Raw genomic sequence first — 17,681 nt, forward strand, 5'->3', positions numbered from 1 at the left:
CTTTCTATACAGCTCTAAACAGCCCAATTCCAAGTGGAACAACCGCTAGGAAAACAAACGCCGGAAGGGCGGCAAGACCCAGCGGCAAAAGCAGTGAAATTGAGAGCTTTGCCAAATCCTGCCGACGGCGATTCCAGAGCCGGTGCCGAAGGGCATCGGCCCTGGCTGACAAAATCCCTGAAAGCGCGATTCCCGATTGTTCAGAAACACTCACCGCATCCTGCAGCTGAGATAGCTGCTCCCCTGAAACCTTTTCCCCAAAGTTCAAAACGGACTTGTTCTGGGCAAGCGTTGAAGATGCCTTTGGAGAAAGCCCCGCAGAAAGACCAATTACCACCGCATCCAAAAATGCACCGGGATCTGCTTCGCGGGGTTTTGCCTTATCTAGCATCCGAAGCGAAATCACTCTGGCGATAATCAACAAGATCAATCCGACACCAACGGCCATCGCCCCAAGGGATGTTTCAAAGGCCGAAGAGATAGTTGGAAGCCCCAGTAGCTCGGCGAAGATAACTGCAAGTAGCGGAAGCATCAAGATCAGATTCGCACTGGCCCTTGGAGAAGCAAAAGCAACTTTTAGTTCAGCAGATTGCTTATGTTGGGAATCAAACACCTGGGCTAATCGATCTAGAGCCAGAGCAAGATTGCCTCCGGAGTCACGGGATACATCCCAGATGAACTGAAACTGCTTTTTCTGAAATTCACTCAGCAATTCAACCTGGAATGCCTTGATGGCTGCTTGGTTAGTTGCTCCGCTTCGAAGTAGTGCTGAGATCTCTAGCACTGCAAGATTCGCACTCATGCCAGCTGCAACTTACGTGTGCGAAGTTGAGAAACAACCAATAGCTTGTCGTTATCTGTTTCAAACTTTCCAATGCCCGCAATCTTTCTTGTCCCTTGCTCGGCGCTTAGGGCAATGACCCAATCAAAAGCCGAAGCCACCAATCGAGAAAGCGTTACTTCGTTGATTTGCTGTTGGGCGGCAATTGAGATCAGCCGCTCGGGCACCTGTTCTAATGAATTTGCATGCAACGTGGTTGCACCCCGATGCCCGGTGTTCAGAGCCTGCAGCATTGGAACTAGCTCCTGACCTCTAACCTCACCAATGCAAATTCGATCCGGTCGCATTCGAAGTGCCTGCCTTACAAGATCCTCAAGTGTGATCTCACCTTGACCTTCGATGTTCTTTGGTTTGGTTTGCAGGCAAATTATGTTTGCTCCGGAAAGCTCAGTGACATCCTCAACGGCGATTACCCGCTCATCGTTTTCTTGGATCATGGCCCGAAGCAAAGTGGTCTTTCCAGTGCCGGTGGCACCGGCTATCAGAAAGCTTTGGCGCGATCTGCAGATTTCTTGAATGAGCTCAGCTTGAGCAGCGGTAGCAAATTCTCCAGCTAGAAGAGCTTCTAGAGACATGGGCGTAGTTGAGTGCAGGCGAATAGATACCAGTGTGGAATCGGTACAAGCCGATTTCAATACCGCGTGGACTCTAAGTCCCCCAGGCAAACAGACATCGGCAAATGGATTTGCTTGATCTAGCCTTCGGCCGCCAAGTTCAATCAGGTCTTTGGCAAGTGCCGAGAGCTCGGCCTCTGTTAGCGCTAACTTCTCGGCGGGCTTCAGTCCCGAACCGGAATCGACTTGGGTTGATCCGCTGGCTAGGCAGATGTCCGTGACCGAAGGGTCATCAATTAGCTCTAGCAGAGCTTCAGGGATTTTCGATTCCACGCTGATAACCATGAGTGATTCAGCGAAGAGTTTGGGGGTGAAAACAAAAGATGTGGAAAATTAGGGGGCGGCAGGTTTTGGGGGAAAACCTGCCGCCTGGTGATAGCGATTGGGGGAATCTAACTATCACTAGTCAGCAACGAATTGCTGACGAGCCCAAGTCTACGTCTGGCCCCTAGGCTCCCGCTTACGATTTATGCCATTATTGCCAAGAGCTTAAAAGATAAGGATGATCATGCCTGAACAATCTGGAATCGAAAATCTGCTCCACGAGACTAGGCGGTTTCCGCCAAGTCCTGAGTTTATGGCCCAGGCTATCGCCAAGCCAGAGCTTTATTCCGAAGCCAAATCCGACCGGTTAGCCTTCTGGGCTAAACAGGCCAACGCCCTGCACTGGCACAAGCCCTTCACCAAAACCCTAGATTTTTCTAACGCCCCCTTCGCCACCTGGTTCGAAGACGGCGAGCTAAACGTTTCCTATAACACTCTCGATCGGCATGTCATCGAAGGTCGAGGCGATCGCATCGCCATTTACTTCGAGGGTGAAAACGGCGATACGTCTACCTATACCTATGCGCAGCTTCTAGTTGAAGTAAAGAAGGCAGCTAATGCCTTTGCCTCACTTGGACTAGTTTCCGGTGATCGCGTTGCGATTTATATGCCCATGGTTCCAGAGGCCATCATTGCCATGCTGGCAACTGTTCGCCTAGGAGCGATTCACTCGGTGATCTTTGGTGGCTTCTCAGCTGAATCGCTTCGAAGCCGCATCAACGACGCCGAGGCTAAGTTGATCATCACCGCTGACGGTGGCTACAGAAAAGGTAAGGTTTCGGCCCTAAAGCCCGCTGTTGATGAGGCAATTGCCGATGGCGCTTGTCCAAGCGTGAGGTCCGTTGTTGTTCTAAAGCGCGGCGGCAATGAAGTTTCCTGGAACAAAAACCTTGATCACTGGTGGTCTGATGTTGTTGATTCGGCATCTAGTGAGCACGAGGCCAAAGCATTTGGTGCCGAGCACCCGCTGTTTATTCTTTACACCTCTGGAACAACGGGTAAGCCAAAGGGCATAATGCACACCTCCGGTGGCTACCTAACCCAGGCAACCTTCACTCACAAAAACGTTTTCGATATCCATCCAGAAAAAGATATCTACTGGTGCACAGCGGATGTTGGTTGGATCACGGGACACACTTACGTGGTCTATGGACCACTTGCCAATGGAGTAAGTCAAGTGATTTACGAAGGTACTCCAGATACCCCTGACTGGGGACGCTGGTGGAAGATTGTAGAAAAGTACAAGGTCACCATTTTGTACACCGCCCCAACCGCCATTCGCACCTTCATGAAACTAGGTCGCGAGATACCAGATAAGTACGACCTAAGTTCAATCAGGGTCTTAGGTTCAGTTGGCGAACCGATCAACCCAGAGGCTTGGATTTGGTATCGCGACGTTATCGGTGGCAACAAAGCTCCAATTGTTGACACCTGGTGGCAAACCGAAACCGGAGCCATCATGATCTCCCCACTTCCTGGAATCACAGCAGCCAAGCCAGGATCGGCGATGATCCCACTTCCTGGAATCTCGATGGAAATCGTCGATGACGCAGGCAAAAAGGTAACTTCCGGTGGCGGCTACCTAACTCTCACCGAGCCTTGGCCTTCGATGCTTCGAGGAATCTGGGGCGATAACGATCGCTACAAGGAAACCTACTGGTCGCAGTACCAGGGCCGCTACTTCGCAGGCGATGGCGCCAAGCTCGACGATGACGGCGATGTCTGGATTCTAGGTCGAGTTGACGACGTCATGAACGTCTCTGGCCACCGGCTCTCAACAGCTGAAATCGAGTCGGCGTTGGTGTCTCACCCGTTCGTGGCTGAAGCCGCAGTGGTTGGAGCAAAGGATGAAACCACCGGCCAAGCCGTGGTTGCTTTTGTGATTCTAAGATCAGACCAGGTCGCTGCCGCAGGCAGCGACTCCGATGTCAGTAAGCTCTTGCGCGATCACGTTGCCAAAGAAATTGGTCCGATTGCAAAACCAAGAACGATCATGGTCGTTGCCGAGCTTCCAAAAACCCGTTCAGGAAAAATCATGCGAAGGCTACTTAGAGACGTTGCCGAAGATCGACCAATTGGTGATGTGACAACACTTGCCGATACTTCCGTGATGTCAGTTATCACCGGGAAGTTAGAAGCTGGAGCTACTGACTAATCTCCACGATTAGTTCTACTTCCACCGGAGCATCGAGTGGCAGTACCGCTACCCCAACTGCGCTTCGAGCGTGAATACCTTTATCGCCAAGTACCTTGCCTAGAAATTCACTCGCGCCGTTGACAACACCTGGTTGACCAGTGAAATCTGGAGCCGAAGCAACAAAGCCAACGACTTTCACTACGCGCTTGATTTTTTCAAGATCGCCGATGACCATCTTGATAGCAGCAAGTGCATTCAGGGCACATATTTCTGCGAGCGCCTTGGCATCCTCTGCCGAAACCTCTGCGCCAACTTTTCCGGTGTGAGTGAGCTTGCCATCAACCATTGGAAGCTGACCGGATGTGAAAACTAAGTTGCCGGTTTGAACGGCAGGAATATATGCCGCCAGAGGTTTTGAAGTTTCAGGAAGGGTAAGACCTAAGTCCTTGATCTTTTGCTCGACGGATGACATCTAGGCCACCGGACGCTTAAAGTAGGCCACCAGGCCACCTTCTGGGCCCACGACTATTTGGACTAATTCCCAGCCCTCAGAGCCCCAGTTATTGAGGATTTGGGTGGTGTTATGGATGATCAGGGGGGTGGTTATGTACTCCCACTTAGTCATAGTCAGGTGCCTCTCAGGGTTAGCAAGTATTCTTAAAGCTTATTCACAAGGAAAGGTGTGGCTAACCCCATGCTCGGACTATTTGGAAAGCTTTTTGGCCTTAGCGCTATTGCAGGCCTACTCACAATGGCACTACTGGCCCCGGTTGCCGCCGTTGGTGGCTACGCAGCCTCAGCTGGGGTGTCCATCTTTGATGGCCTACCCGACTACATCAAGCCAGTAAACGCCTCCCAAGCCTCCAACCTTTATGCCACCAAAGACGGCGAACCGGTGCTTGTGGCCACTTTCTACCACGAGAACCGCATCTCGGTTGACTACGACCAGATGAGCCCAAACATTAGAAATGCCGTAGTTGCCACCGAAGACCCTAGGTTCTTCCTTCACGGTGGAGTGGATGTTCTCTCCCTAGCCAGAGCCACCGTGGGCGTTGCCGCCTCCGGTCTTTCAGGTCCTGGAGCTTCCACCATCACAATGCAGTACGTCAAGAACTCCCTGGTTGAGGCAGCGAACCTTTCCGGGGACGAGGAAGCAATTGCGGCGGCCACCGAAACCAGCATCGAGCGTAAGCTTCGCGAAATCAGACTTGCCATCGCTCTCGAGGGAGTAGCAACCAAGAAGGAAATTCTTGCCGGCTATTTGAACCTGTCATTTTTTGGAAACCAAATCAACGGCATCGAAGCTGCCGCCAACTACTACTTCGGTGTCAAAGCATCGGAACTAACCGTTCCGCAGGCGGCCCTGCTAGCTGCGATGCTAAAGGCTCCAAACGAATACAAGCCTGACGAGCCAGAAAATCTTCCTATTGCGAAAGAACGCCGTGACTACGTCATCGACAACATGCGCGATGAGGGCTACATCACCTCAGCAGAGGCCAACGCTTACAAGGCAGAACCGGTTGTGCCAAACATCACCCAGGCCCCAACCGGTTGCGAAGCCAACCAGCAAACCGCTTACTTTTGTGACTACGTTGTTTGGACTATTAGAAACTCCCCTGAGTTTGGTCTAGCGATTGAAGATCGCGAAACGCTACTTCGCCGCGGTGGACTTGAGATTTACTCAACCATGGACATCGATCTTCAAACCACCACCGACAAAGTGGTCAAGCGCGAGATGCCAGTAGACAACGAGTGGGAGCTTGGAGCGGCCTCCGTTTCGGTTGAAGTTGGAACCGGAAGAGTTTTGGCGATGAGCCAAAACCGCAGCTTTAGTCAAGTTGACGATGAAGACCCAACCACCACAAGCGTGAACTACTCAACCGATAAGGCTTACGGTGGATCTAGCGGATTCCAGACCGGTTCGACTTACAAGATCTTTGTACTGGCCGAATGGCTTTCCAGAGGTTTCCTACTCGGGGATCGAGTGGATGCCAGAAAGCGCGAATGGAACGCAGAGGAGTTCTCGGCTCGCTGTGGCGGACTGGTTGGCGTCTGGGAGCCTCAAAACTCCAACGATGAGAAGTACGTCAATGAAAACGTGCTTCGCTCCACCACTAGATCTATCAACACCTCCTACGTTTCGATGGCCGCCCAGCTAGACCTTTGCGATATCAGGGATATGGCAGTAAGGCTTGGTGTTAAGCGAGCCGATGGCAATGAGCTTTCTTATGTGCCATCTTCGGTGCTTGGAACCAATGAGCTTTCAGCACTTTCCTTAGCTGGTGCCATGGCTGGCTTTGCCAACCAGGGCACCTATTGTTCCCCAATCGCTATTGACAGGGTTGTGGTTCGCGGAACCAGCCAGCAAATGCGCGTGCCAGTTTCCCAGTGCTCCCAGGCAATGAGCCCAGAAGTGGCAGCAGCTGCAACTTACGCGTTCCAGCAGGTAATCACCGGCGGTACCGGAACCCGTTCACAAATTAATGATGATGTTCCAATTGCTGGAAAGACCGGAACCTCTGATGGTTCGGTTCAAACTTGGATGACCGGTTTCTCAACCGAGGTTGCAACAGCTGCTTGGGTTGGAAACGTTTCCGGAGCTATCAAGGTTGACAACACTTCGGTTAGAGGACTATTTGGTGGTGGCGTTCGCCACGAAATCTGGCGCAAAGTGATGAAGGAAGCAAATTCCATCTATGGTGGTTCTGCTTTCCCTGAGCCACCGGCTGTTTATCTTGGTGCATCCAAGGTGATCATGCCTGTTGTGAATGCGCTGCTTCCAGCCGATGCTGAAGAATTTATCAAGCTTGCAGGTCTATCAGTAAAGATTGACACAACTCCAGTGCTGTCCTTGAACCCAATTGGAACAATTGCCTTTGCCGACATCGAACCTGGAACTGAAGTGATTCGAGGCTCCATGGTCACACTGTTTATCAGTAAGGGTGGCGAAGTTGTAGTTCCCGATGTTTCCGGCCTCAGTGTTGCAGCCGCTAAAGCAAAACTTTTAGCTGCAGGATTCTCTGCAGTGAGTGAGCCTCAGCCCACCCAAAATACTTTCTTTGTAAACTCCTCAACAATTCCTAAGGGCAACGTTGTTGGAACTAGTCCTGGGGCTGGAACACCAGCCGAAGGTTTGGGTGCGATCCTGCTGATAATCAGTAAGGGCCCTAATTAGCCTTTTGGTTGCAGCGGTTCTAATTGGGCTGGCTGCCTGGGCAATAGTTATCGAGCGACAGCTATATGTGATTCGCAAGCAATCCATAAAGGTTTTGCCACAAGGCACTAACGCCATTCGAGTTCTTCAGATAGGCGATATTCACCTAGCCCCCTGGCAGAAGAACAAGATGAAATTTCTTCGCTCTCTTGGGGAAAAGCAAATTGACCTGGTTGTAAACACCGGAGATAACCTAGGTCACAAAAATGCCATCAAGCCACTGCTTGATGCCCTTGGTCCCCTGCTAACCAAGCCCGGGGTCTTCGTTCATGGATCAAATGACTACTTCGCACCCGTTGCTAAAAACCCCTTTGGATACATCTTTCACTCCTCAGCTAAACCAAATTCTGAAAGCTTAAACACCGAGGAATTGACCAAGGCATTTGAAGGTGCAGGGTGGGTGAATCTAAACAACCGATTCGCTGATGTTCAAGTAAATGGAAATAGGATCCGATTTCTTGGCATCGATGATTATCACATCGGCTACGCCAAGTTTGATCTACTGGTTAGAAGCGATCACTTTTCAATTGCTTTAACTCATGCTCCGTACATGGAAGCAATCGAGAAGCTAACAGGCTTTGGAGCCCAAGTGATTTTTGCCGGACACACCCACGGCGGTCAAGTAAGGGTTCCTTTTTTTGGCGCGCTAACTACAAATTCAGATATGCCAAACAAATTTGCCCTCGGTTTATCAGGCTGGGAATTTGAAGGTAAATCCTCGGTGCTGAGCGTTGTTGCGGGATTGGGAAACTCTATTTTTGCGCCAGTACGGTTTTTCTGTCGCCCAGAGGTAAGACTAATTACTTTGCTACCAAAAGATTAGCTAACAAAGCTACTCACTCATTGCCCAGGCGTCCGGCCCAAGCACAATAAAGTCACCCATTGAGTTTTCGCAACGAGCAGCTTGTTTCTCAACGAAGCAACTAAAACCAAATGTTGTAATTCTTTCGCCACTGGCAAGAATTGGTGCAGCGGATGGATCTGACCAGTTGGCGTTGGCACAAGTGAACTCGGCCATCTCGGAGCCTTCCACTGGTGCGCCACGAAGACGAAGCTGATAGCCGTAGGTGTATTGGCAGTCAGCAGGAAGTGGAAGCTGTTCATACTTGGCATCGAATTCTCGGTGCTCGCAGATCACGAAGTTATCAAACTCGCTCATGGTGCACCAGGTCGGACCATCGCCAACTTTGAAAATTACGTCGCCGTAGCTAGTTAGAAAACCCTCTGGGATAACATCGACAACCTCTTCGGGAGGTGCGGTTGGGATTAGTTCGGGGGCAATCATTGGAGTCGGTGTGGCAACCGGAGTTGAGCTATCTGTTTCCGCTACGCAGCCAGCTAGCAACAAAGTTGCAATTAGAACGCTGGAACCAAGGGAGAACTTCCTCATACCTTGATGATAGCTCCGACGAATTGGGAAACCCTTGATTCAACACCTAAGGTTTGTTGCAAGTGGGTAAAGATTTTTGGCTATTTTCTGCCCCAGTTGATCTTTAGCCAGAATCGTTCGTGAATGTAGTAAAGCACGAAGTTAATCAGGTTTGAGATCAAGGACAACGAGGCAGCAAACTGCCAGCTTCCGGTCATGACAAACCCAACAATGAAGGTCACCGCAATGGCAATTAGTCGCCAGGTTATGGACTTGGCCAGAGATCGACGCTTAGTTATCACTAAAACTCTTTAGCAACTAGCTCAGCGATTTCATAGGTGTTCAAAGCGGCACCCTTTCGCAGGTTATCGCCAACTACGAACATCTCGATGCTGTTGGCAAAATCCAGTGACTGCCTAACTCTTCCCACGAATGTCGGGTCCTGCCCTGCCACGTGAGCAGGGGTTGGGTAAATGCCCTTGGCAGGATCATCCATCAAAACCACTGTTGGCTCTTTTTCAAGAACCGCGTTTACCTCAGCAACGGTTAGCGGATCTTTGAAGGTGGCGTGAACAGCCAAAGAGTGTGAGACCTGAACCGGAACACGGACGCAGCTAGCTGCGACCTTCAGGTTCGGAATACCAAGTATCTTGCGCGACTCGTTGCGCACCTTCATCTCTTCTGACGTATGTCCGCCATCTTTTAGGGACCCCGCGAAAGGAATAACGTTTAGCGCAATTGGTACAGCCCAAAGTGAATCTGATTGAGAAAGTCCTGCTGAGGTGATGGCATGCGAAACGCTGTCTGAAGTTGTTCCAGCCATTGGATCCTTGGCTACCGCCGCAGTTTCTTTTTGAAGCTGATCGATACCGGCAGCACCTGCTCCGGAGACAGCCTGGTAGCTAGCAACAACCAACTCAGTTAGAGTCCACTTGCGGTGCAGTGCACCAAGGGCAGCCATCATGGTCATGGTTGTGCAGTTTGGGTTTGAAATGATTCCAAGCGGTCGGTTCTTGGTCTGCTCAGGGTTTACTTCTGGAACAACCAGTGGAACCTGGTCGTTCATTCGAAAAGCTCCAGAGTTATCAACTGCGACTGCTCCATGCTCGACTGCAATTGGTGCCCAAACAACGGACACTTCATCAGGAACATCAAACATTGCAATGTCGATGCCATCGAATGCTTCAGGAGCAAGTTCAACAACTGTTAGTTCTTGGCCGTGAACAGTAATTTTCTTGCCGGCAGAGCGCTTGGAAGCAATAAGTCTGATCTCACCCCAGATGTTTTCTCTGTTGTTGATGATGTCAATCATCACGGTGCCTACAGCACCGGTAGCTCCAACTAAAGCAAGGTTTGGTTTTCTAGACAAAGTTATCTTCCAGTTCCTGCGTAAATAATTGCTTCGCCATCGCCATCAAGGCCGAAGGCGGTGTGGACAACACGTGCTGCATCATCAACTTGAGCGATGTCTGTGACAACCGAGATGCGAATCTCAGAGGTAGAGATCATCTCGATGTTTACTCCTGCTTTTGCCAGGGCACCGAACAAGGTAGCCGATACACCGGAGTGGGTTTTCATGCCAGAACCAACGATGGAAAGCTTTCCGATTTTCTCATCGAGCTGCAGCGACTCAAAGCCGATTTTCGCCTTGGCGTCTTCTAGTGCTTGAACGGCCTTCTTGAAGTCATCGGCTGGAAGAGTAAATGAAATATCTGACAGGTGGGTCTTGGAGGCGGCGATGTTTTGAACAATCATGTCGATGTTCACATCGGCCTTAGCAACCACGGTGAAGATCTCAGCAGCAGTACCCGGGACATCCGGAACACCTACCACGGTGATCTTGGACTGACCTTTGTCTACGGCTACGCCTGCAACTACGGACTCTTCCATGTTTTCTCCTGTCGAATAGACAATAGTTCCGGGATCATCGCTAAAGGTTGAACGAACCCGAAGATTTACCTTGTGTCTTCTTGCAAACTCCACTGCTCTGATATACAAAATCTTCGCCCCAGCAGCAGCCAGCTCCAGCATCGACTCGATGTCGATTGCGGCAAGCTTTCTAGCGCTTGGGATCATGCGTGGATCTGCTGTGTAGACACCGTCCACATCGCTGTAGATCTCACAAAGATCAGCATTTAGTCCGGCAGCTAAAGCAACAGCTGTGGTGTCAGAGCCACCTCGACCAAGTGTTGTGATGTCTCCACTGGATGGATCAAAACCCTGGAATCCGGCAACAATTGCAATTTCACCGGCATCGATTGCGGTTTGGACTCGATCTGGAGTCACTTCTGCAATTCGTGCGTTTCCGTAAGTCGAATCAGTAATGATTCCAGCCTGCAGGCCTGAGAATGATCTGGATTTTTCACCCATGTCGTTGATCGCCATCGAAAGCAGCGCAACTGAGATTCGCTCTCCTGCGGTGAGCAACATATCTAGCTCTCTTGGAGTGGCATATGGATCTTTAGAAACACCGTTTGCTAGATCTAGAAGTTCGTCGGTGGTGTCCCCCATTGCCGAAACAACCACGACAACTTGGTTTCCGGCTTTGTGAGTCTCGATTACGCGCTTGGCGACTAGCTTGATCTTTTCAGCATCGCCGACGGATGAACCGCCGAACTTCTGAACGATGAGTGCCAACACCAGCTCCTGGATAGAAATCTTGGGGATTTGCCTCGATCATTGAGGCGATAAACCCCAAGTCTAGCTGACTGTCCTTCTGCCCTCAAAGGCCCGACCGAGCGTAATCTCGTCGGCATATTCCAAATCGCCACCAACTGGCAGGCCTGAAGCAAGCCTAGAAATTGTAATTCCCATCGGGGAAAGCATTCGGGTCAAATAGGTGGCGGTAGCCTCCCCCTCTAAATTGGGGTCGGTAGCGATGATGATTTCCTTGATTTCAGGATCAGCCAATCTTGCAACTAGCTCCTTGATTCGAAGGTTATCTGGACCAATTCCCTCAATCGGAGAAATCGCTCCCCCGAGCACGTGATACAAACCTTTGAACTCGCGAGTTCTTTCGATGGCCTGAACATCCTTGGATTCTTCAACCACGCAAATACTTGCCTTGGATCGTCTAGGGTCGCGGCAGATATTGCAAAGCTCCGCTTCAGCAACGTTGCCGCACTTCTCACAAAAACGAACACGTTCTTTTACTTCCGTGAGAACCTCAGCCAAACGCTTGGCTTGATCTTCATCGGCCTGCAACAGATAAAAGGCGATTCGCTGAGCGGACTTTGGTCCAACTCCAGGAAGTCTCCCGAGCTCGTCAATAAGCTCTTGGATTACTCCCTCATACATCTATCGACCACCGGCTTTAGGGTCCTGCATTGGTTCTGCTCCAAGCATTTCGCGAAGCAATGACTCACCGTAGCGAGCTTCCTCGTTCACCATTCCGTTGCGGGATTTAGCTTCAGGAGTGGCAGGCTCTTCGGCTTTCACAACTGGAATCGCAGTTGTTGGAGGGTGAGCATCGGCTGCAGCTTCAGCAACAACTACTCCATCGGATTCTTCAACGTGTGGCTTGAATTTCACCGCAAGACCCAAAACAGCAAAGATAGCTTTTCTAAGTGCATCGGTGGAGCGACTATCAGCTTTGAAGCCATCTAGATCTTTGTGACTTAAGAACTTGAGTGTCAAAACATCACCGGATAAATCCATCACGGTTAGCGTGAATGCAACTACCCAAGCAGACTTTGATTCGGCTTTGACCTGGCTAAGAATTTCTGGCCAAGCAGCAATCATTGCTTGGGTTGAGACACCGTTAGTAGAAGGTGCGGCTTGAGCAGCAGGTTTTGCAACCGGTGCAGCTGCAGCTGGCTTAGCTGCAACAGGTGCAACTGGTTGTGCAGGAGCAGATGGTGCTTTCACTGGAGCAGCCTGAACTGGCGATGCTTGCACTGGAGCTGCGTCAGGGCTCTGCGCAACACCGACGCGACGCTCAAGTCTTTCGATGCGAGCTAAAGATCCAACTTCAGTTTTGTCGCTGGAAGGAACAAGTACCTTCGCACACATCAGCTCAAGTTGAAGTTTCGGACTGGTAGCCCCCGACATCTCAGAAAGGGCAGCTGAAACTGCATTGGCTGCGTGAGTTAGTTCGCTCATGCCAAAGCTCATGGCCTGAAGCTTCATCTTCTCAAGTTCGTCGTCTGCGATGCCTCGAAGCACAGCTTTGGCGTCATCGCCAACGGAGAGAACAACAATCAGATCGCGGAGTTTTTCAAGAAGGTCTTCAACGAATCTTCTTGGGTCTTGACCAGACTGGATGACCTTATCTACGGAGGAGAAAACCAATGAAGAGTTCTGCGTTGCAAATGCATCCACAACTTCATCAAGCAAGCTTGCGTGGGTGTATCCAAGAAGGGCTGCTGCGCGGTCGTACTCAATCTCGGCTTTGCCGCCCTTGACTTCAGAGCCTGCGATGAGCTGATCCAAAAGAGACAGTGAATCACGAACCGAGCCACCACCGGCGCGTACCACAAGAGTCAATACTCCAGCTCCCGGTGTGACAATTTCTGATTTGCAAACTTCTTCCAGGTAGGCAAGCATCTGAGCTGGAGGAACCAGGCGGAATGGGTAGTGGTGAGTGCGAGAGCGGATAGTTCCGATTACCTTTTCAGGTTCGGTAGTTGCAAAGATGAACTTCACATGAGCTGGTGGCTCTTCAACAATCTTTAGTAGGGCGTTGAAGCCTTGAGGAGTGACCATGTGGGCCTCATCGAGGATGAAGATCTTATAGCGATCTCTGGCTGGAGCAAAGATTGCTCGCTCACGCAAATCTCTTGCATCGTCTACACCGTTGTGGCTTGCCGCGTCAATTTCAACTACGTCTAATGATCCTGATCCATCACGCGAGAGCTCAATGCAGCTTGCGCACTTTCCGCAAGGGGTATCGGTTGGGCCTTCGGCGCAATTTAGGCAACGAGCCAGAATTCTTGCAGAGGTTGTTTTACCGCAACCCCTAGGGCCGGAAAAAAGGTAAGCGTGATTTACTCGGTCTGTTTTTAGGGCTGTCATCAAAGGAGCTGTGACTTGTGATTGCCCGATTAGCTCCGCAAATGTTTCAGGTCGGTATCGACGGTAGAGGGCTTGATTCACGATTACAACCTAGCTCCTCGAACGGACAAATTTAGTAATAAGACCCCCCGCACACCCATCAGAGCCCAGCTACCCTTGCTATCTTTCGATCCTGGGGGAGTTCACCAAGGTGACGCCGCACGGGGAGTCCTTGGCAATTCTAAACCCTAATCAGTTACCTCTTTATTGGCTTGGTTTCTATGGCGCTAGTGAAGCACCTTGCGCTCAAGCTTGGTGCCCTCAACGTCAACATCCGGCATCGCCTTATCGATCCACTTAGGAATCCACCAGGCTGACTTGTTCAGGATGGTCATTGCTGCTGGGACCAGCAAGAGCCTTACCAAGAAGGCATCAATTAGGACACCAATTGCCAACCCAAAGCCGATAGGCCTAATGGTTGCAAGGTGAGAGAAGGCAAAGCCTCCAAAGACGGTGATCATGATTAGGGCAGCTGCAACAACTACTCCCCTAGACAAATGCAGACCAAAGTTGATGGCATCCCGAGGCTTTTTACCGTGAGCGTAAGCCTCACGCATTCCAGAAACTAAGAACAGCTGGTAGTCCATCGCAAGACCAAACAAGATTCCGATCAGGAAGATCGGCAGGAAGCTCAAGATCGGTCCTGGTGTTGTCACACCAAAGAGTTCACCCAACCAGCCCCACTGGTAAACCGCAACAACGGCACCGAGTGTTGCAGTCACGGTAAGCAAGAATCCAGCTGCTGCCAGAACTGGAATCAAGATTGACCTAAACACCAGCATGAGCAGGAACAGCGATAGCAAGATAACTGTTCCAAGGTATAGCGGCAGCACATCGGCGATCTTGTCAGAGATATCAATGTTGGTTGCGGTTATACCGGTAACTCCAACTTCAGCCCCATAGGCGTTCAAGAACGAACCAGAAACTTCTCTGATGTCGTGAATCAACTGCTCGGTTTCAACAGAAGATGGACCACCGGTTGGAACAACCTGGAAGATAAAAGTCTTTCGATCATCGGCAATAGCCGCAGGAACAGCGGCCTTGACGTTATCAAGTGCCATCAAAGCTGAAGCAACCTCGGACTGGAATTCGAGAGTGTCATCTTCTGAAACAGCACTGTCGGTAGATAAAACAGTTGTGACCTGGCCGTTGAAGCCAGGACCAAAGCCATCGCTGATGATTGTGTAGGCCTTGTAAGCAGTTGAGTCGGTAGGTTCTGATCCACCATCTGGAAGACCTAGGCGCATATCCGTTAGTGGAATTGCCATGATTCCCATGACAATTACTGTTCCAAAAACTGCCAACCATGGCTGACGAGTTGCCCAAACCGGCTTGATTGCGGCCTTAGCTTCGGACTTCTTCTTAGCTTCAGATTTCTTTTTTGCCTTCGAAACTTCAGACTTTTCTTTCTTGGACAAGATGCGGTCGCCAATTAGAGAAAGCGCAGCTGGAGTCACGGTCAAGGCGATTGCAACTGCAATCACGATTGCAATTGCACCCATCGATCCCATAAGCCCCACAAAGCCAATGCCGGTTAGGTTTAGTGCGACCAGGGCAATAACAACAGTTAGTCCTGCGAACAGCACTGCGTTACCGCTGGTGCCATTAGCCAAACCGATAGATTCTTTGAGTTTCATTCCACCGCGAAGCTGCCTGCGGTGACGATTCACAATAAACAGCGAGTAATCGATACCCACGGCAAGACCAAGCATCACGCCTAGTACTGGCGTGGTTGAAGTCATTTCAATTTCAGCTGCCAGTGCCAAAACTGTCGTTGCTGAAATCGCAACACCAACAACTGCCGAGAAGATCGGAATTGCCATACCGATAAAGGTTCCAAGCAAAACAAACAAAACTACTGCTGCAGCAATCAAACCGACGATTTCACCAACACCAAGAATTTCTCCAAAGGACTGTGTTAGCTCCTGAGAAAACTCAACCTGAATGCCGTTTAGATCTGCTTCGCGAAGCGACTCAACAACTGAATCACGAGTTCCTTCTTCAAGCTCGGTTCCACGCTTATCAAATCTGATTGTCGACAAAGCGGTGTTCTCATCGCTCGATACAACTGTGTAGTTCTTTGTCGCAGCTAGTAGCTTCTCGCCAATTGCAAGATCAATCTTGGCTTGAGCAATTTCATCGATGCCGGTAACTAGCTCGGCACGAGCATCTGCAATCTCGATTTTGCCGGCGTCTAGTTTGTCTCTCGAAGCAAGTGCAATTGCAGTTTGTTTCTCAACTTCGGCAAGACCGCCTTCAATCTGAGCTTTGCTGCCAAGAAGTTCAGCCTGGGCGGATGCTGGAAGTCCTGCATCCTGCATTTGCTTGAGACCTGCGTTGACCTGGGCAAGTTTTGTTTCAAGGTCTTTCTTAGTGGTGGCAAGAGTTTTTAGGCCATCGGCTATTTGCTTTTCACCGTCAAGAAGTTCAGCTTCAGCATCAACAAGTTCTACTTGTCCGTCAGCTATCTTCTTTTCGGCGTCAACTAGTTCTTGCTTGCCGTCGATTAGTTCTTTTTCGCCATCGCGGATTTCAGCCTGAACGGTAAATGGATTTACGGCTTCTGATACTTCAGGCAGAGTTTCGACTTTTTCCAAAGCTGCAGTTATTGCAGCTTTGTCGGCATCAGTAAACGAACCAGACTCTTTGAAAAACACAACCTGGCCGGAACCGCGGCTGGCATCAGGGAAAGTAGTTTGAAGTTTGTCGACTACCACCTGGGATGGAACACCTGAGATCGACATTGAGGTAGTTAGCTTGCCGCCGAGGGTAAGTGCGAGGCTGGTAGTGATGACCAGTAGCACAATCCAGGCAACAATTACTTTCCAAGCGTTGCGCGCAGAAAAAAGACCTAATTTGTAGAGCAGGGTTGCCAAAGGAAATTCCGTTTCGGTAGCTGGTGCCTAGAGGGGCAAATTAGCTATTGGCCCTGGACAATTTTAACTCAAGGAAAGCCGGACCGGGTTCGTTACCCCCCTGTTCCCAGCAACTTCCTAGGCTAGCCCTGGTCTGTTTCTTCGGTTACGGCAGGTGCTGGAACAGGCAATCCAACAACGACAATGCTGATGGCATCGACTCTTAGGGCCTCCGGCAGTGGCATAAGGGTCGCTGACAAAATCACGCCTTGGGAGTCTTTTCGAAGAAAGTACCGAGCCATTGTGCGCTTCAAGGTTGTGTCTTCACCGCAAAGAGCCATGTTCATTGCGTAGACGGCCTGGTATGGAATAACAGCATCGTCTAGGCCCGCCTCAGCTTCAGGCTCAATACTTGGATCAAGGGCTACCTTCATGGTTGTTCCCTCAATCGATGAAGTCAACTGAGTGGTAGCCGAAAGCAAAGAAGTGTATTCAGCTCTGACGTAAGAAAGTGGGTCGTTAGGGTCAGCAACTACAGCCACTAATGATGAGCCAAGATACATAGCCGCACCGTAGCTTGCAATCGAAATAGAGCCAGGTTCGGCCGGGGACGCCAGGAAGATCTCGTTGAATTCTGTGGTGTCTGCAACAGCTGACAAGTCCAGTTCGCCACCAGCTAGTCGAGAGATCCAATCACTTAGAGCGGTCTTGGCTGAAGGAGTTGCCTCGGTAGGCAAAATAATTGGAAGATCAGGCAGCGGGAACTCACCGTTGAATTCGGCAAGAGCTGGATCAGACCAGTTTGTGATAGTTCCGTTGAAGATGTCGATGATCTGCTGAGCCGAAAGGAAAATTTCAAAGAAGTCTGGGATGTTCACAACCAGAACAGCTGCGTCAATTGCAACTGGAACGGTGGCGAAAGGTGTGCAGCGGCCTGCAATCAGAGAGGACTCGGCGATAACGATATCGCTGTCGATGGCGGTGTTATCCAAAATAGTGACGGGCATGGTTTCGCAAGCAAACAAAAGTGAGTCTGACCAGTTGGAACTCAGGTCGGTCATTGACTCTGGGAACACTGTCGAGACATCGCCGTCTTCGCACTGAACTTCTAGCTCTGCCTGCACGGCAAGAATTGAGGCCGGGATTGGAGGATCGCATGCTGTCAGCGAGAGGCTGACTAAAAGCGCAGCAGCAGCTGACTTTAAGATCCTGGCGTTTACCATTTTGGTCTTCCCTTTGTTCAGTCTCCAGCACAAAAGCGCGGCCCCGTAAGGG

General features: G+C 50.5%; 13 protein-coding genes, 1 other RNA gene and 2 pseudogenes. 3 read left to right on the plus strand and 13 right to left on the minus strand.

Annotated features, from left to right (window positions below; translation table 11 throughout):
- Positions 1 to 4: 4 nt before the first annotated feature.
- Together AC8GDC_RS05630 and AC8GDC_RS05635 are read right to left on the minus strand one after the other, a co-directional pair.
- Positions 5 to 802, minus strand: a complete 798-nt coding sequence (locus AC8GDC_RS05630) for a type II secretion system F family protein (protein WP_506557680.1) — start codon at positions 800 to 802, stop codon at positions 5 to 7.
- Positions 799 to 1,728: a TadA family conjugal transfer-associated ATPase gene (locus tag AC8GDC_RS05635; RefSeq protein ID WP_506557681.1), complete on the minus strand. Its 930-nt coding sequence runs from the start codon at positions 1,726 to 1,728 to the stop codon at positions 799 to 801. The genes AC8GDC_RS05630 and AC8GDC_RS05635 overlap by 4 nt, the downstream gene beginning before the upstream one ends.
- 235 nt (positions 1,729 to 1,963) lie before the next feature.
- Between AC8GDC_RS05635 and acs the strand changes: the two genes are divergently transcribed.
- Complete coding sequence (gene acs, locus AC8GDC_RS05640; protein ID WP_506557682.1) at positions 1,964 to 3,934, plus strand: acetate--CoA ligase; 1,971 nt, start codon at positions 1,964 to 1,966, stop codon at positions 3,932 to 3,934.
- Here the strand turns inward: acs and AC8GDC_RS05645 are convergent.
- Positions 3,924 to 4,388 (minus strand): RidA family protein, encoded by a 465-nt coding sequence (locus tag AC8GDC_RS05645; protein ID WP_506557683.1) that lies wholly within the window; start codon positions 4,386 to 4,388, stop codon positions 3,924 to 3,926. The genes acs and AC8GDC_RS05645 overlap by 11 nt on opposite strands.
- Before the next feature lie 9 nt (positions 4,389 to 4,397).
- Positions 4,398 to 4,541, minus strand: a pseudogene (gene sp36 / locus AC8GDC_RS05650) (Sp36 family protein); the annotation flags it as partial.
- A gap of 69 nt (positions 4,542 to 4,610) precedes the next feature.
- On the opposite strand from sp36, the gene AC8GDC_RS05655 reads away from it, so the two are divergent.
- Entirely contained in the window at positions 4,611 to 7,091 is a 2,481-nt protein-coding gene (locus AC8GDC_RS05655; protein ID WP_506557684.1) for a transglycosylase domain-containing protein, read from the plus strand.
- Positions 7,092 to 7,095: 4 nt separating this feature from the next.
- Complete coding sequence (locus AC8GDC_RS05660; protein WP_506557685.1) at positions 7,096 to 7,953, plus strand: metallophosphoesterase; 858 nt, start codon at positions 7,096 to 7,098, stop codon at positions 7,951 to 7,953.
- 9 nt (positions 7,954 to 7,962) lie between these two features.
- Here the strand turns inward: AC8GDC_RS05660 and AC8GDC_RS05665 are convergent, their stop codons facing one another.
- The 9 genes and pseudogenes from AC8GDC_RS05665 to AC8GDC_RS05705 all read right to left on the minus strand — a co-directional run bounded on the left by AC8GDC_RS05665 (position 7,963) and on the right by AC8GDC_RS05705 (position 17,629).
- The gene (locus AC8GDC_RS05665; protein WP_506557686.1) at positions 7,963 to 8,520 is read right to left on the minus strand and encodes a hypothetical protein; all 558 of its coding nucleotides are present in this window, start codon (positions 8,518 to 8,520) and stop codon (positions 7,963 to 7,965) included.
- 80 nt (positions 8,521 to 8,600) lie between these two features.
- The gene (locus tag AC8GDC_RS05670; protein WP_506557687.1) at positions 8,601 to 8,801 is read right to left on the minus strand and encodes a DUF2061 domain-containing protein; all 201 of its coding nucleotides are present in this window, start codon (positions 8,799 to 8,801) and stop codon (positions 8,601 to 8,603) included.
- A complete protein-coding gene (locus tag AC8GDC_RS05675; protein ID WP_506557688.1) occupies positions 8,801 to 9,868 on the minus strand; it encodes an aspartate-semialdehyde dehydrogenase in 1,068 nt (355 codons plus the stop codon). Before AC8GDC_RS05675 ends, AC8GDC_RS05670 begins: the two co-directional genes overlap by 1 nt.
- 2 nt (positions 9,869 to 9,870) lie before the next feature.
- Entirely contained in the window at positions 9,871 to 11,136 is a 1,266-nt protein-coding gene (locus AC8GDC_RS05680) for an aspartate kinase (RefSeq protein WP_506557689.1), read from the minus strand.
- Positions 11,137 to 11,199: 63 nt separating this feature from the next.
- Positions 11,200 to 11,796 carry a recombination mediator RecR gene (gene recR, locus AC8GDC_RS05685; RefSeq protein ID WP_506557690.1) on the minus strand — a complete coding sequence of 199 codons (597 nt, stop codon included), beginning with the start codon at positions 11,794 to 11,796 and terminating at the stop codon, positions 11,200 to 11,202.
- Positions 11,797 to 12,021: 225 nt separating this feature from the next.
- Positions 12,022 to 13,593, minus strand: a pseudogene (locus AC8GDC_RS05690) (DNA polymerase III subunit gamma and tau); the annotation flags it as partial.
- A 35-nt stretch (positions 13,594 to 13,628) separates the two neighbouring features.
- Positions 13,629 to 13,725: signal recognition particle sRNA small type (gene ffs, locus AC8GDC_RS05695), an RNA gene on the minus strand.
- A gap of 53 nt (positions 13,726 to 13,778) precedes the next feature.
- Positions 13,779 to 16,427, minus strand: a complete 2,649-nt coding sequence (locus tag AC8GDC_RS05700) for an MMPL family transporter (RefSeq protein WP_506557691.1) — start codon at positions 16,425 to 16,427, stop codon at positions 13,779 to 13,781.
- 122 nt (positions 16,428 to 16,549) lie between these two features.
- Entirely contained in the window at positions 16,550 to 17,629 is a 1,080-nt protein-coding gene (locus AC8GDC_RS05705) for a substrate-binding domain-containing protein (RefSeq protein WP_506557692.1), read from the minus strand.
- Positions 17,630 to 17,681 lie beyond the last annotated feature (52 nt).

It is taken from the genome of Rhodoluna miladensis (SeqCode), assembly GCF_965234705.1.
In the GTDB taxonomy this organism is placed as follows: Bacteria; Actinomycetota; Actinomycetes; order Actinomycetales; family Microbacteriaceae; genus Rhodoluna; species Rhodoluna miladensis.